The organism is Streptomyces sp. NPDC029169, from assembly GCF_055563935.1.
In genome coordinates, this window is sequence record NZ_JBVHXA010000011.1 from 204341 (window position 1) to 219912 (window position 15572).

The following is a 15572-nucleotide window of genomic DNA, read 5'->3' on the forward strand; positions in this document are numbered from 1 at the left end:
ACCCCCCCCCCCCCCCCCCCCCCCCCCCCCCCCCCCCCCCCCCCCCCCCCCCCCGCACCCCCCCCCCCCCCCCCCCCCCCCCCCCCCCCCCCCCCCCCCCCCCCCCTGTGCCGTACGGCCCTCTGGAAATGTCCGTACCGGGGTGCCGGCTTCTCATCCGGGAGCTTTGCCGACTGTTCATCAGATACGCCAATCACAGGGGGTGTTGGCGATTCCCGTCCGGTTGGTTTCTGCGTGCGGCCCGGACGGAAAGCGGGGGCGGGCGTGGGGCCCGGTGTTGGCCGGGGCCCACGCCTGAGGGCCTGGGTCAGTCGGCCACGGAAATGCGCGTCTGGTGGTGCTTCGGCGTCTCGGCCTCGTCCAGGAGGGCGACGGCGAGGTCGGCGTAGGACAGGTGGCTGGTGCCGTCCTCCTTGGCGAGGAACTGGTCGCCGCCGACCCGGTAGACGCCGGTCCGCGCGCCCTCGTCGAGGACCATGGGCGGGGTCACCACGAGCCAGTCGAGCTCGGTGGTCGCCGAACGGAAGACGTCCAGACCGGCGGCGTGGCCCTTGCTGAACTCCAGGAACCCCTCGGGGAATTCGGGGCCGTCCATGAGGCGCTGGCCCGGGGCCACCTCCAGGTTGGAGACCAGGCCGATGATCAGGGCACGCTTCACGCCGGCCTCGGGGAGGCTCTCCAGCAGGGCGTGCGCGGCGCCGACGAAGAAGGGCTCCGGCGCGGCGCCGGCGTCGTAGACCGCGCTGATCGCGACATCGTGACCGGCGGCCACGGCGGCGACGCTGCGCACGTTGGTGATGTCACCGGCCACGACCTCGACGTTGTCCGAGGCGAGGTCGTCGTACTTGGCGGGGTCGCGCACCACGGCGGTGACCTGGTGGCCGCGGGTCACGGCCTCCTTCAGAACCGCACGGCCCGCCTTGCCGCCCGCGCCGAACACCACAATCTTGCTCATGGGGAAAACCTTCCTTCACATCCGGGGCACCGTCGATCCGGCCCGCATAACGACCGTAGTGAGGCGGCCGTGTGTGAAGCAATGGCGATTGACCCCAGAATTTTCTAGGGGTTGGCACCGGTCTCATCCAGGAACTCGGACTCGTCGGTGGGTTGGACCAGGCCGTGCTGCCGGATGAGATATCCGGCCTGAAGTCTTGTACGTGCGTCGATCTCCTGCATGAGATCGGAGATTCTTCTCTGGCACGTTCTGGGTGAGATGCCGAGCTGGCGGGCGATCGATTTGTCGTCGTGACCGCTGACCAGCATGCGCAGGAGGGTCTGGTTCAGGGAATCGGATATCGAGCGTATCTCGTTGCGGTCGAATTGGGGACTGAACGGTTCTGCGGTGACCCATGCCCACTCGAACGCCTGCACGATGAAGTGGGTCAGTTCGGGGCTCCTGACCAGTGCCGCCCCCTTGGTGTTGTCCGGCAGGGAGATGACCGCGGTCTTGCGGTCGTAGATGATGGCCCGCATGAACCCGGTGCCGGTGGTGCGGACCTCGGCGCCGTTGCGGGAGATGCGGTCCACGTACGCGCGCGTGGGCTGGTCGAAGCGGGCCGTGTGCTGGTAGAGGGTCCGCATCTGCACGCCCCGGCCCAGGACTTCGCTGTCGCGCCGCGCGGCCTCCTCCAGGATCGCCTCGTCCCGGGCGCCGCCGGGCTGCGAGGTGATGACCTCGTGCTGGCACTCCTCGGCGAGCCGCCCGAGGATCCCGCGGACCGCGTCCAGGTCGTCGATCCGCTCCACCGAGGCGTCGCGGTGCTCCGTCGGGGTACTGGCCCGGTAGAGCGGCAGCAGGCTGTGCATCTGCTGCCGGACCTGTTCGAGGGCGTGCTGCCGCGCCCGTACCTCCTCGTCGTAGGGAGCGAGGAGTTGGAGCGAGGCCGACATGGGGTTGACCGCGATGTACTCGTCCGGGCTCCCCTGGGCCGGCAGGAGGAGCCGGAGCGAGGACAGTTGCGCCACGGCCTCCTCCACCTCTGCCGCGTCGAGCCCGAGGTCCCGGGCGCACGCGCTGAGGCGGATGCAGACACGACGGACGGCGTAGGCGTACACCTCATGGGCCACAACGCCTACCTGCGAGATATCAGAGATGTCCTGTATGTCCCTGTAGCTCACTGTTTGGATCCCCTCAACTTTCAGTCAGTCGGCAACTGGATCCTATGTTCTTTTGAAACCGCGCCACGGTTCTTGTGATGATTGCCGTGCGGAGATTCCTGCTGGTCAACAGCAGAGACCCGCGTCATTTCGTCTCCAATTTCTGTCACTACGGGGGTAAGTGATGAACCTTCTCAGCCATGCCGCACGCACCATGTCCGCCGCATTCCTCGCCGCAGCCGCGGTGGCCGGGATCGCACTGTCCGCCCAGGCCTTCGTCGTCACCGACACTCTTGTCGTCGCCGGCGCTCAGAGCGACTCCGGCGATGACCAGGGCTGGGGCTGACGGATCCACCACATATCGAGCGTATAAACGTCTCGTTACGCCGGGATGTGCATCCGGTAATGCAAGAGGGGGATCCTGATGGCTTCCATGCGATCGACATTCGGGTGGAAAGTGCTCCGCGACGTACTCGCCGACGCGGACGCGGGGCACGGGAGGACGGTCCTGATCACAGGGCCTGTCGCGGCCGGCAAGACGGCGCTGCTGGGCGAGTTCGCCGCCCACGCGGCGGAACACGGCGCGCACGTCGTCACCACCGGTTGCTCACGGTTCGGCGACAGCAGACCGCTCGGTGTCCTGAGCCGGCTCCTCGGCGCTCACGCGCAGAGCGCCGACGGAGACACGCCGGACGATCCCACCGAACAGCGGACGGCCGCGCTCGTCGACACAGTCGTCCGCAGGTCCACGCAGGGCACCGTCGTTCTCTGCATCGACGACCTGCGGTACGCCGACCAGGCGACCGCACGCCTGCTGCCGCGCCTGTCGGCCGCCGTCACCGACCGGCCGGTGCTCGTCGTCGTCACCGACCGCGCCGACTCACCGCACGACACCCACAAGCTGGCCCTCGAACTCGCCGGCCGCTCCACCTTCCGCAGGATCTCGCTCACCTCGGTCACCACCGAGTGGATCCAGGACCTCGCCCGGGCCGACTTCGGCCTGAGCCTCACCCCGGACACCGCGTCCCGCATGCTCCGGATCTCCAACGGCAACCTCCTGCTCGCCACCGCCCTGCTCCGCGACCTCGCCACGCCGGGCACAACCGAACCGACTCCTGCGGCGGCCCGCATCCAGGCCGCCGCGGGACCCGCCTATGCGCAGGCCGCCCTCGACTCCCTGTACCGCCTCGATCGCGAGGTACGCGAGATCGCCGAGGCCGTCGCCGTCGTCGGCGACTGCGGCTCGCCGCGCCTCATCGCCGAACTGTGCGGCACCGACCCCGCCGAGGTCGAGGAGGCTGTCCGCGAGCTCGTCGCCGCCGGGCTGCTCACCGAGAGCGGATTCCGCCACCCCGTGGCCCGCGACGCCGTCCTCCGGGACATGCCGCGACGCCGCAGAACCCGCCTCGGCCGCCGTGCCGCGGTCGCCCTCGACGCCGAGGGCACACCCGCCGAAGAGGCCGCCCAGTGGCTGGAGTCCTTCCAGCACGGCCAGGTGCCCACCCAGCCGCCCCTGCGGTTCTCCGGCGAGGACTTCCGGATCTCCGGCCGCCGTCTGGAGACCCTCCGCGACGCCCGTGACATCGTCGGTGGCATCGACCAGGGCATCCACCGTCTCACCTCCCGGGAGAACCTCAAGGTCATGGACCTGGAGGCCGGAAGGCTCCTTGTCGCCAGCGAATTCCCGGGCCTGCTCCGCCAGGCCGTCGAACAGCGGGCACCCCAGTCCCGTATCGACACCACCTCCGTCGCCGGCGCCCGCTACGCCGCCGCCTGGGCCCTCGCGGGCACCCTGACCCGGCGCACCGACCCGCGGCTCACCGCCCAGCTGGCCGACCGGGCCCTCGAACGCAGCATCCTCACCGACGAGACGGCGCCCGCCGTCGTGGCCGCGCTCGCCGCCCACCTGCACAACGGCAGGTCCGACCACGCCCGTGACTGGTGCGACCGTTTCCTCGCCGACACCCAGCCGGGCGACCTCACCCCGTGGCGGGCCCAGGTCACCGCATTACGGGCCGAAGCCGCCCTGCGACAAGGCGACTTCGCCACGGCCGTCGACGACGCCACCACGGCGCTCGGCACCCTGCCCGCGCACCGCTGGGGAGTACGCATCGGCGGCCCCCTGGGCACCCTCCTCCTCGCGCACACCTTCGCCGGCACCGCCACCCGGGCCGCCGGCCTGCTGAACCGCCGCGTCCCGGCCTCCATGTTCGAGACCCGCTACGGGCTCGGCTACCTCTACGCCCGCGGCCACCACCACCTCGCCACCGGCGAACACCTGCTCGCCCTCGCCGACTTCCTGCGCTGCGGCCGCCTCGTCGCCGACTGGGACCTCGACGGGCACCTGCGCACGCCCTGGCAGCTCTCGGTAGCCGCCACCTACATGGCCATCGGCGACTACAGCAGATCCGTCGAATACATCGTGCGCGCCCTCGACGGCCCCCGGCACGCCATCCTCACCGACGGTCTCACCGACACCGGCGAGCGCATCGACCTGCGGGAGGCCATCTTCGAGCAGCTCCGCGGCGTCACCGGAACGCCCATGCTGCCTGCCGTCGTCGCCGAACTCCACAGCGGCCGACTGCTCGAGAGCCTCGAGTCCGACACGCCGCGGTACAAGATCTACGACCGCAACACCGTGTGTCTGCAGCAGCTCAGCCCCTCCGAGCGACGCGTCGCCGTGCTCGCGGCCAAGGGGGTCTCCAATCAGAAGATCGCCCGCGAACTGTCCGTCACCGTCAGCACTGTCGAACAGCACCTGACGCGGACGTACCGGAAGCTCCAGCTCGCCGACCGGCGCGAGCTCCGCTCACGCCTGGGATGAACAACCGGTGGCGGCCGCCCAGCGGCCCCCACCGGACCGACGCTCAACAACAGAGGAACACGATGGATTTCGGACTCAAGGACAAGGTCGTCGTCGTCACCGGCGGCAGCGGCGGCATCGGCCGCGCGACCGCCGCGGCCTTCGCGGCGGAGGGTGCCCGCGTGGTCGCCACGTACCACAGCAATCCGCGTGGCGCCGAGGAGACCGTCCGCCGCGCCGGCGGCGAGGTCGTCGCCGAGCGCCTCGACCAGTCCGACCCGAACTCCATCAACCGTCTGGTGTCCGCCGTCACCGACCGGTGGGGCGGCGTCGACGTCCTCGTCAACAACGCCGTAGCCCTTCCCGACTTCCCCGCCCACGGCGAACTCTTCGAGACCGAGCCGCCGGAGCGCTTCGCCGCCTCCCTCCAGGCCAACCTCCACGGCCCGTACCTGCTCAGCCGCGCCGTCGTCGGCGGCATGCGCGCCAACAGGTGGGGCCGTATCGTGCACGTCTCCTCCACCTTCGCGGCGGACGGCTACCCCGGCCGCGTCGCCTACGCCAGCGCCAAGGCCGGCCTGCACGGCCTCACCCGGGTGATGTCCCGCGAACTCGGCCGCGCCGGCATCCTGACCAACGTCGTCGTGCCCGGCTTCACCCCCGGCGACAAGCCCATGTCCCAGGGCCTGCTCGACTTCACCGCCCAGGCCGCCGCCACCAAGCGGGTCACCACGCCCGAGGACGTCGCCAACACCATCGTCTTCCTCGGCTCCCAGGCGAACACCAACGTCACCGGGGAAGTCGTCCGGGTCGACGGCCACTTCCTCACCCCCGCCCCCTGACCGGCCACGACGCAGCGAACGGAGACACGCCCATGACGGAGACCGTCGCGACCGGGACCCCGGTCGACCTCCCCGACCTCCCCATGACCCGCAAGTGCCCCTACCACCCGCCCGCCGAGTACGAGGACCTGCGCGCCACCGCCCCCGTCACCCAGGTGCGGCAGTGGGACGGCCGGCCCGTGTGGGCCGTCACCGGACACGCCGAGACCCGGGAACTCATGTCCCACCCGGCCATGTCCGTCAACCGGTTCCACCCGAACTTCCCCATGCCGATTCCGGCGCTCACCCAGCTCCAGACCCCCCGCTCCGCCGCCATCGGCGCCCTCATCAGGACCGACCCGCCCGAGCACACCAGGCAGCGGCGCGACATCCTGCCCAGCTTCACCCTCAAGAAGATCGCCGGCATCAAGCCCGAGATCGAGCGGACCGCGGTCTCCCTCATCGACGAGATGACCGCCGCCGGCGACTCCGCCGACCTGCTCGAGGCCTACGTCAAGCCGCTCATCGCCATGGTCCTCTCCCAGCTCCTCGGGATCCCCTACGAGGACCGCGACTACTTCGAGGACCTCACCTACCGCCGCTTCGACCCCGAGCAGGTCGTCGACGCGATGAGCGCCCTCACCGACTACCTCGGCGACCTCCTCGTCGCCAAGGAGACCGAGCCCGGTGTGGGACTCCTCGACGACCTCGTCACCCAGGTCAAGGAGGGCACCCTCGAGCGGGACGAGCTCGTCCGCTACGCCCTCGTCCTCGTCATCGCCGGCCAGGAGACCACCGCCAACACCGTCGCCCTGAGCGTCCTCACCCTGCTCGAACACCCCGAGCAGCTCGCCGAGCTCAAGGCCGACCCGAACCTGTGGCGCAACGCCGTCGAGGAACTCCTGCGCTTCCTCTCCCTCACCGGCGGTCTCTCCCGCGTCGCCACCGAGGACGTGCGGGTCGGCGACGTCACCATCCGGGAGGGTGACGGCATCCTCTTCCTCAACCCGGCCGCCAACCGGGACCCCGCCCAGTTCGAGAACCCCAACGAGCTGGACATCCACCGCAACGTGCGCAACCACCTCAGCTTCGGCTTCGGTATCCACCAGTGCATCGGCCAGAACCTGGCCCGCGTCGAGGTCGACGTGGCACTGCGCACGCTGTTCGACCGCGTCCCCACCCTGCGGCTCGCCACCCCCATGGACGAGATCCCCGTCAAGCAGGGCCTGGTCTTCGGCCTCGCCGAACTGCCCGTGACCTGGTGAGCGGAACCGACATGACCCTGCACATCACGGCGGACACCGCCGTCTGCATCGGCGCCGGCCAGTGCGTGATGACCGCGTCGCACCTCTTCGACCAGGACGACGTGGGCACCGTCGTCGTCCTGCGCGACGAGACCGGGCCCGAAGACACCGAAGCGCTTCACGAGGCCGCCTACCTGTGCCCTTCCCGGGCCATCACCTACACCGAGACGAGCCAGACATGACCGACACCGTTGCCGGCACCGCGGGGAAGGAGGCCACCGTCAAGCGGGAGACCCGCTGGTGGGGTCTGGTGGTCATCTCCCTCGCCCAGCTCATGGTCTGGCTGGACGCCACCATCGTGGCCGTCGCCCTGCCCTCCGCCCAGCAGGCCGTCGGCCTGGACGACGTGACGCGCCAGTGGACCGTCACCGCCTATGCGCTGACCTTCGGCGGCCTGCTGCTGCTCGGCGGCCGCATCGGCGACGTCATCGGCGTCCGCCGCTCGCTCATGATCGGTGTCATCGGCTTCGCCGTCGCCTCCGCCATCGGCGGCGCGGCGACCAGCCCCGCCATGCTGATCGGGGCCCGCGCCGCCCAGGGCGTCTTCGCCGCCCTCATCGCCCCCTCCACCCTCTCCCTCATCAGCAAGACCTTCACCGACCCCGCCGAGCGGGCCAAGGCGTTCGGCATCTTCACCGCCATCTCCATGTCCGGCGGCGCCACCGGCCTCATCCTCGGCGGCGTCCTCACGGACTACCTCGACTGGCGCTGGTGCTTCTACATCAACATCGTGTTCGCCCTGGCCATCGTGGCCGGCGGCTACCTGTCCCTGGCCGCGCCGGTACGCAATCCGGATGCCAGGCTCGACGTGCCCGGTGCCTTCCTCGCCACCGGCGGCATGCTCGCCCTGATCTTCGGGCTCGGCGAGGGCGGCGAAAGGGGCTGGGGATCGCCCGAGATCGCCGGCTCCCTCATCGCCGCGGCCGTGCTGCTCGGCGCCTTCCTCGTCGCCCAGCGGAAGTCGGCGCACCCGCTGCTGCCGCTGCGCGTTCTCGCCAACCGCAACAGCGGCGGCGCGTTCCTCGCCATGGCGATCTCCGCGTTCTGCATGCTCGGCATGTTCCTCGGCATGACGTACCAGCTCCAGTCCGTCATGGAGTACTCGCCGTTGAGGGCCGGACTGTCGTTCCTCGCCTACATCGTCACGGCCGCCGTGTACTCCACGAAGGTCGCCAGCAAGCTGCTGCTCAAGGTGCGTGCGGGCCTGATGATCGTGGCCGGTCTGGTCATCTCCGCGGCCGGCCTGCTGGTCCTGACCCGCCTCACCCCCGAGAGCGACTACCTGACCGGGGTGTTCCCCGCCCTGTTCCTGTTCGGCATCGGCGTCGGCAACCTCGCCGTGCCCGTGTTCCAGACCGCCATGGCGTCGACCGAGGCCCGGGACGCCGGAATCGTGTCCGCGGTGGTCAACACCTCGCAGCAGGTGGGCGGTTCCATCGGCGCGGCCCTGCTGAACACGATCTCCACGAGTGCCGCCGCCGCCTGGCTCGGCGCGCACGCCGGAGCCGCCAACGCCGCCCAGCAGGCCTCTGTGCACGGCCTCGGCGTGGCGTGCGCGGTCGCCGCCGGAGTCGCCCTGGCCGGCGCGGTCGCAGCCGGTGTCCTGATCAACGCCCGGCCCAAGTCCCCCGCGGCCTGAGAGCGGAGGGGGCCACAGACATGGATACGCACTCGAAAGAGGTCCGCCGTCTGGACCGGGTGATCATCCGCTTCGCGGGCGACTCCGGTGACGGGATGCAGCTGACGGGTGACCGGTTCACCTCCGAGACGGCGACCTTCGGGAACGATCTCTCGACGCTGCCGAACTTCCCGGCCGAGATCCGGGCCCCCGCAGGAACCCTGCCGGGTGTCTCCTCGTTCCAGCTGCACTTCGCCGACCACGACATCCTGACGCCGGGCGATGCCCCGAACGTGCTGGTCGCGATGAATCCCGCCGCTCTGAAGGCCAACGTCGGGGATGTGCCGCGTGGTGGCGAGATCATCGTCAACACCGACGAGTTCGCCAAGCGGGCGATGGCGAAGGTGGGGTATGCGACCTCGCCGCTGGAGGACGGTTCGCTGGAGGGCTACCGGGTGCACCCGGTGCCGCTGACGACGCTGACGATCGAGGCCCTGAAGGACTTCGGCCTGTCCCGGAAGGAGGCCGAGCGGAGCAAGAACATGTTCGCGCTCGGGCTGCTGTCGTGGATGTATCACCGGCCCACGGAGGGTACCGAGAGGTTCCTGCGGCAGAAGTTCGCGAAGAGGCCGCAGATCGCCGAGGCGAACGTGGCTGCGTTCCGGGCGGGCTGGAACTTCGGCGAGACGACGGAGGACTTCGCCGTCTCCTACGAGGTGGCCCCGGCCACGAAGGCGTTCCCGACGGGGACGTACCGGAACATCTCCGGGAACCTGGCCCTGTCGTACGGGCTGATCGCGGCCTCCCGCCAGGCCGATCTGCCGCTGTACCTGGGCTCGTATCCGATCACGCCGGCCTCGGACATCCTGCACGAGCTCAGCCGGCACAAGAACTTCGGTGTCCGCACCTTCCAGGCCGAGGACGAGATCGCCGGTATCGGCGCGGCGCTCGGTGCGGCCTTCGGCGGCTCGCTGGCCGTCACCACCACTTCCGGGCCGGGTGTGGCGCTGAAGTCGGAGACGATCGGTCTTGCGGTCTCCCTGGAGCTGCCGCTGCTGGTCGTGGACATCCAGCGCGGCGGCCCGTCGACCGGTCTGCCCACCAAGACCGAGCAGGCCGATCTGCTCCAGGCGATGTACGGCAGGAACGGTGAGGCCCCGGTGCCGGTGGTGGCGCCGCGGACGCCCGCGGACTGCTTCGACGCGGCCATCGAGGCCGCCCGGATCGCGCTCACCTACCGCACGCCGGTCTTCCTGCTCTCCGACGGCTACCTCGCCAACGGCTCCGAGCCCTGGCGCATCCCGGACCTGGAGGACCTGCCCGACCTGCGGGTCCAGTTCGCCACCGGGACCAACCACGAGCTGGCGGACGGCACCGAGGTGTTCTGGCCGTACAAGCGCGACCCGCAGACCCTGGCCCGCCCGTGGGCGCTGCCCGGCACGCCCGGTCTGGAGCACCGTATCGGCGGCATCGAGAAGCAGGACGGCACCGGCAACATCAGCTACGACCCGGCCAACCACGAGTTCATGGTCCGCACCCGGCAGGCCAAGATCGACGGTATCGACGTGCCGGACATCGAGGTCGACGACCCGGACGGCGCCCGCACCCTGGTCCTCGGCTGGGGTTCCACCTACGGGCCGATCACCGCCGCCGTCCGCCGCATCCGGCGCGAGGGCGGCCACATCGCCCAGGCCCACCTGCGGCACCTCAACCCCTTCCCGAAGAACCTCGGCGAGGTCCTGGGACGCTACGAGAAGGTGGTGCTGCCCGAGATGAACCTGGGCCAGCTCGCCACCCTGCTGCGTGCCAGGTACCTCGTCGACGTCCAGTCCCTCACCCAGGTCAACGGCATGCCGTTCAAGGCGGAACACCTCGCGACCACGATCGGGGAGAGCCTCGATGCACGCTAAGTCCCTCTCCCTCGTGCCCAAGGCCGAAGCCGCCCAGTCGATGAAGGACTTCAAGTCCGACCAGGAGGTCCGCTGGTGCCCCGGCTGCGGTGACTACGCCGTGCTGGCCGCCGTGCAGGGCTTCATGCCCGAACTGGGCCTGGCGAAGGAGAACATCGTCTTCGTCTCCGGCATCGGCTGCTCCTCCCGCTTCCCGTACTACATGAACACCTACGGGATGCACTCCATCCACGGCCGCGCCCCGGCCATCGCCACCGGCCTTGCCACCTCGCGCCGCGACCTGTCCGTCTGGGTCGTCACGGGTGACGGCGACGCACTCTCCATCGGCGGCAACCACCTCATCCACGCACTGCGCCGCAACGTCAACCTCAAGATCCTGCTGTTCAACAACCGGATCTACGGACTGACCAAGGGCCAGTACAGCCCCACCAGCGAACTCGGCAAGATCACCAAATCCACGCCGATGGGCTCCCTCGACGCCCCGTTCAACCCCGTCTCGCTCGCGCTCGGCGCGGAGGCCTCCTTCGTGGCCCGTACCGTCGACTCCGACCGCAAGCACCTCACCGAGGTACTGCGGCAGGCCGCCGACCACCCCGGCACCGCGCTCGTGGAGATCTACCAGAACTGCAACATCTTCAACGACGGCGCCTTCGAAGTCCTCAAGGACAAGGACCAGGCCCAGGAAGCCGTCATCCGCCTCGAGCACGGACAGCCGATCCGCTTCGGCACCGCCCTCGACAAGGGCGTCGTCCGCGACCCGGCCACCGGCGACCTCAAGGTCGTCACAGTGACACCGGAGAACGAGGCCCAGGTCCTGGTCCACGACGCCCACACGGCCTCCCCGACCACCGCCTTCGCGCTCTCCCGGCTCGCCGACCCCGACACCCTGCACCAGACCCCGATCGGTGTCTTCCGGTCCGTGCGGCGCCCGGTCTACGACACGCTCATGGCCGACCAGCTGGACACCGCCATCGAGCAGCACGGAAAGGGAGACCTTTCCGCCCTCCTCGCGGGCAACGACACATGGACCGTGACCGGCTGAATACCCGCCGTATTCCCCTCGGCTCCCCTTCTGGGGTTTATTAGGGGGTTGTTTCAGGCCGGGCGCCGGTAATCTCGCCTTGAAATGATCGGGGACGCGCCCCCGATTCCCGCCGGGGCAGGTCCATCCCGACGCGTCACGGGCGGAGCCCATTCAGGGCCGGCCGCCCGCCGGGTGCGCGTTCTCGTTCCCTTTCCCATTCATCAGGGGGAATTCCTGTGTCCGTTTATGCCAGACGTAGCGTGCTCGTCGGTGCCGGTGCGGCCGCGGCGGGACTCGCGCTCGCCAAGCCCGCTCTCGCCGTCACGGTGCCGCCTTCGGGTGCGACCCCGGCCATCATCGTGCCCCCGTCCGACCCGCGGTACGCGGATCTGCAGCTGAGGAACTGGAACAAGTTCTACAAGGCGGCCCCCGAGGTGTTCCGCATCCCGCGGAACCCGTACGAGGCCGCCAGGGCGGTCGGCGACGCCTACGCCGCCGGCAAGCGCGTCGCCGTACGGTCCGGCGGACACGGTCTGGACGGCCTCGTCGAGGACCCCGCCATCCAGATGATCATCGACTTCTCCGAGATGCGCTCCGTGACGTGGGACGCCGACCGCGCCGCGTTCTGCATCGAGCCGGGCGCCACCCTCGGCCAGATCTACCGCGCCCTCGACCTCGGCTGGGGCGTCACCCTCCCCGCGGGCACCTGCCCGGCCGTCGGCGCCGGCGGCCACATCATCGGTGGCGGCGTCGGTGCGCTGTCCCGCCAGCACGGCCTCGTCGCCGACCACCTGTACGCGGTCGAGGTCGCCGTCGTGCGACCGGACGGCGTGGCCACCACCGTCATCGCCACCCGCGAGGCGAACGACCCGAACCGCGACCTGTGGTGGGCCATGGCCGGTGGCGGCGGCGGCAACATCGGCGTGGTCACCCGCTTCTGGATGCGCTCCCCGGACGTCACCACCACGACCCCCGACCGCGCGCTGCCGAAGCGCCCCGGCGCTCTCATGACCGGCCGCGCCATCTGGAACTGGGCCGACATGGACCAGGTCTCCTTCGTCCAGCTGCTCAAGAACTTCGGCACCTGGCACGAGCAGAACAGCGCCCCCGGCCAGGCCGGCAACCAGCTGTACGCCTCCCTGATAGCGCCCCGCAAGGAAGCCGGCCGCATATTCATCTCCGCGCAGGTCGACCCGACCGTGCCCGGCAACGAGACGCTCCTCAACAACTTCCTGACCGCGCTCACCACGAACGTCACCCCGCGCGCCACCATCATCAACACCGGCAAGCAGGCCTGGCAGTACACCACCGTCAACGCCCCCGACACGGCCGTCGCCATGGGTGTCACGGGCCCGCCGCGCTCCCGCACCAAGGGCGCCCTGCTCAAGCAGCGGTACACCGACGCGCAGGCCGCGACCGTCTACGACTACCTGACGTCCACGACGTACTCGCACACCGCGTCCAGCTTCAGCCTGGGCTCCTTCGGCGGCCAGATCAACGCCCGCGCCGAGTCGTGGAACGCCTCCGTCCACCGCTCCGCCATCATGCTCGCCTCGGTGTTCAGCTGCTGGGACGTGCCCGCCGACGACGCCAGGCACCTCGCCTGGAACCGCGAGTTCTACCGCGCGCTGTACGCGGACACCGGCGGCGTCCCGGTCCCCAACGACCGCTACGACGGCTGCTTCGTCAACTGGCCGGACACCGACCTGCTCGACACGACCAACTGGAACACCTCCGGCGTGCCCTGGTCGACGCTCTACCACAAGGGCAACTACGCCCGCCTGCAGCAGATCAAGGCGAAGTACGACCCGCACAACGTCTTCCGGCACAAGCTGTCCGTGCAGCCGCCGGCCTGAACCCGGAGTCCACCATGAGTGCATATGAGGACTCCGTCGTCCTGATCACCGGCGGCGCGAGCGGCATCGGCGAGGCCGCCGTCCGCAGATTCACGGGCCATGGCAGCCGCGTCGTCATCGCCGACGTGGACGCCACCCGCGGGGCAGCCCTCGCCGAGGAGACGGGCGCCCTGTTCGTCCCGACCGACGTACGGCTGCCAGAGGACAACGAGAAGGCCGTCGCGGCCGCCCTCGACCGGTACGGACGGCTCGACATCGTCCACCTCAACGCGGGCACCATCAGCAGCACATCGATCGGCGAGTCCTTCGACGCCGGGCGCTACCGCACCCTGATGGGCGTGAACCTGGACTCCGTCGTGTACGGCATCCAGGCGGCGCACGGGCCGCTGAAGGCGGGCGGCGGCGGCTCGATCGTCGTCACCGCCAGCGCCACCGGCATGCGGCCCTCGTACGAGGTGTTCTACTCGGCCAGCAAGCACGCGGTGGTCGGCCTGGTCCGCTCCCTCGGCCCGATCCTCGAGGCCGACGGGATCTCGGTCAACGCGCTCTGCCCCGGCCTGGTGGACACCCCGCTCATCGCCGGCCGCCTCGCCGAACTGGCCCGGGCGGGCATGGCCATCGCGGACGCCGAGAGCGTCGTCGACGCCCTCGAGACCGTGCTCGCCGACCCCCGTACCGGGCAGGCGTGGCTGGTCATGGCCGACCGGGACCTGGCCCCGTTCGAGTTCGCCGACCTTCCCGTACCGCACGAGAAGAACCTGGCGTTCGAGAACGGCGACGTCCGGGCGGTCGGGACGGCCGGCTGATCGCCGGCACGTAACCACTAGGAAGGAACTCCGATGTCTGTGACCAAGGCGGCGATCGTCCGGGAGAAGGGTGGCCCGTTCGCGATCGAGGACATCCACGTGGAGGAGCCGCGCGTCGACGAGGTGGCCGTACGCCTCGTCGCCACCGGCCTCTGCCACACCGATCTCCTCGCCCGCGACCAGGTCATGCCGCCCGCCGCACCGGCCGTCCTCGGTCACGAAGGCAGCGGAGTCGTCACCGCCGTCGGGGCGGGCGTGGACACGGTCGCCGTCGGCGACCGGGTCGTGCTCGCCCCGATGAGCTGCGGCCAGTGCCGCACCTGCCGCACCGGCCACCCCATGCACTGCACATCCTTCCTCGGCATGAACCTGTACGGCCGTAGGAAGGACGGCACCACCGCCTACCGGGACGCCGAAGGCGCCGAGCTCAAGGGGCACTTCTTCGGCCAGTCGTCGTTCAGCCAGGAGGTGGTCGTCCACCGGCGGAGCGTCGTCCGGATCGACGACAGCCTCGGCGACGTGCCCCTCGAACTCCTCGGCCCCATGGGCTGCGGACTCCAGACCGGGGCCGGCACCGTGCTCAACGTCCTCAAGCCCCCGGCCGGCAGCAGCGTCGTGGTCTTCGGGGCCGGCGCCGTCGGCCTGGCCGCCGTCATGGCGGCCCGCATCGCCGGCTGCGACCGCATTCTCGTCACCGACCTGCATGACGCCCGACTGGAGTTGGCCCTCGAACTCGGCGCCACCGACGTCTTCCGGGCCGACAGCGGCACCCTGACCCGGGACCTCTCGAACACCGCGGGCAACGGCGCCGACTACTCCATCGACGCCGTCGGCCTCCCGAGCACCGCACGGACCGCCGTCGACGTCCTGGGCATCGGCGGCACCGCGGCCGTCATCGGATCCGCCGGGACCGGACAGGACGTGTCCCTGTCCCTCTCCCAGCTCTTCGGCCGCACCGTGACCGGCGTCGTCGAGGGCGACAGCGTTCCCGCCCTCCTCATCCCCCGGCTCGTCGAGTTCCACCGGGCCGGCCGTTTCCCGTTCGACAGGATGGTGCGCACCTATTCCTTCGAGGACATCAACAAGGCCGCCGAGGATTCCGAACGGGGCGACACCGTAAAGCCGGTACTTGTCTACTGAATGAAAACTGAATGTTTCATTCCGGGGTGTGGGCGCCGTCACATTCGGCCCCACGCCCCTTTTCTGTGTCCGGCAAGCGTCTGAGGTGCAAGTGGTAGGGGATTGTTAGGGGCTCACAGGGGGGAGCCCTTTGGCTAGGCTGAAGTGCAAGGAAGCGGTAATGGGTCCATTGAATTCCCATGAATTACTTTCG

At 70.0% G+C, this 15572-nt stretch carries 13 protein-coding genes; 11 read left to right on the forward strand and 2 right to left on the reverse strand.

Annotation, left to right across the window (positions count from 1 at the left end; genetic code table 11):
* Window positions 1-307: 307 nt before the first annotated feature.
* A complete protein-coding gene (locus ACZ4VI_RS21860; protein ID WP_468001453.1) occupies window positions 308-955 on the reverse strand; it encodes an NAD(P)-dependent oxidoreductase in 648 nt (215 codons plus the stop codon).
* Between the two features lie 104 nt (window positions 956-1059).
* Window positions 1060-2067 carry a LuxR C-terminal-related transcriptional regulator gene (locus ACZ4VI_RS21865; RefSeq protein WP_468001454.1) on the reverse strand — a complete coding sequence of 336 codons (1008 nt, stop codon included), beginning with the start codon at window positions 2065-2067 and terminating at the stop codon, window positions 1060-1062.
* 214 nt (window positions 2068-2281) lie between these two features.
* Here ACZ4VI_RS21865 and ACZ4VI_RS21870 point away from each other — a divergent pair, with 214 nt between their 5' ends.
* The 11 genes from ACZ4VI_RS21870 to ACZ4VI_RS21920 all read left to right on the forward strand — a co-directional run bounded on the left by ACZ4VI_RS21870 (window position 2282) and on the right by ACZ4VI_RS21920 (window position 15379).
* Entirely contained in the window at window positions 2282-2443 is a 162-nt protein-coding gene (locus ACZ4VI_RS21870) for a hypothetical protein (RefSeq protein ID WP_468001456.1), read from the forward strand.
* An 87-nt stretch (window positions 2444-2530) separates the two neighbouring features.
* Window positions 2531-4921: a helix-turn-helix transcriptional regulator gene (locus ACZ4VI_RS21875; protein ID WP_468001458.1), complete on the forward strand. Its 2391-nt coding sequence runs from the start codon at window positions 2531-2533 to the stop codon at window positions 4919-4921.
* 62 nt (window positions 4922-4983) lie between these two features.
* The gene (locus ACZ4VI_RS21880) at window positions 4984-5742 is read left to right on the forward strand and encodes an SDR family NAD(P)-dependent oxidoreductase (protein ID WP_468001460.1); all 759 of its coding nucleotides are present in this window, start codon (window positions 4984-4986) and stop codon (window positions 5740-5742) included.
* A 32-nt stretch (window positions 5743-5774) separates the two neighbouring features.
* Window positions 5775-6986: a cytochrome P450 gene (locus ACZ4VI_RS21885; RefSeq protein WP_468001462.1), complete on the forward strand. Its 1212-nt coding sequence runs from the start codon at window positions 5775-5777 to the stop codon at window positions 6984-6986.
* A complete protein-coding gene (locus tag ACZ4VI_RS21890) occupies window positions 6983-7207 on the forward strand; it encodes a ferredoxin (RefSeq protein WP_468001464.1) in 225 nt (74 codons plus the stop codon). The genes ACZ4VI_RS21885 and ACZ4VI_RS21890 overlap by 4 nt, the downstream gene beginning before the upstream one ends.
* Window positions 7204-8664 carry an MFS transporter gene (locus tag ACZ4VI_RS21895; RefSeq protein ID WP_468001466.1) on the forward strand — a complete coding sequence of 487 codons (1461 nt, stop codon included), beginning with the start codon at window positions 7204-7206 and terminating at the stop codon, window positions 8662-8664. The genes ACZ4VI_RS21890 and ACZ4VI_RS21895 overlap by 4 nt, the downstream gene beginning before the upstream one ends.
* Window positions 8665-8684: 20 nt before the next feature.
* Window positions 8685-10553, forward strand: a complete 1869-nt coding sequence (locus ACZ4VI_RS21900) for a 2-oxoacid:acceptor oxidoreductase subunit alpha (RefSeq protein WP_468001468.1) — start codon at window positions 8685-8687, stop codon at window positions 10551-10553.
* Window positions 10543-11595, forward strand: a complete 1053-nt coding sequence (locus tag ACZ4VI_RS21905; RefSeq protein ID WP_468001470.1) for a 2-oxoacid:ferredoxin oxidoreductase subunit beta — start codon at window positions 10543-10545, stop codon at window positions 11593-11595. The genes ACZ4VI_RS21900 and ACZ4VI_RS21905 overlap by 11 nt, the downstream gene beginning before the upstream one ends.
* 242 nt (window positions 11596-11837) lie before the next feature.
* Entirely contained in the window at window positions 11838-13433 is a 1596-nt protein-coding gene (locus tag ACZ4VI_RS21910; protein ID WP_468001472.1) for an FAD-binding oxidoreductase, read from the forward strand.
* A 14-nt stretch (window positions 13434-13447) separates the two neighbouring features.
* The gene (locus ACZ4VI_RS21915) at window positions 13448-14239 is read left to right on the forward strand and encodes an SDR family oxidoreductase (protein ID WP_468001474.1); all 792 of its coding nucleotides are present in this window, start codon (window positions 13448-13450) and stop codon (window positions 14237-14239) included.
* Window positions 14240-14272: 33 nt separating this feature from the next.
* Window positions 14273-15379 carry an NAD(P)-dependent alcohol dehydrogenase gene (locus tag ACZ4VI_RS21920; protein WP_468001476.1) on the forward strand — a complete coding sequence of 369 codons (1107 nt, stop codon included), beginning with the start codon at window positions 14273-14275 and terminating at the stop codon, window positions 15377-15379.
* Window positions 15380-15572 lie beyond the last annotated feature (193 nt).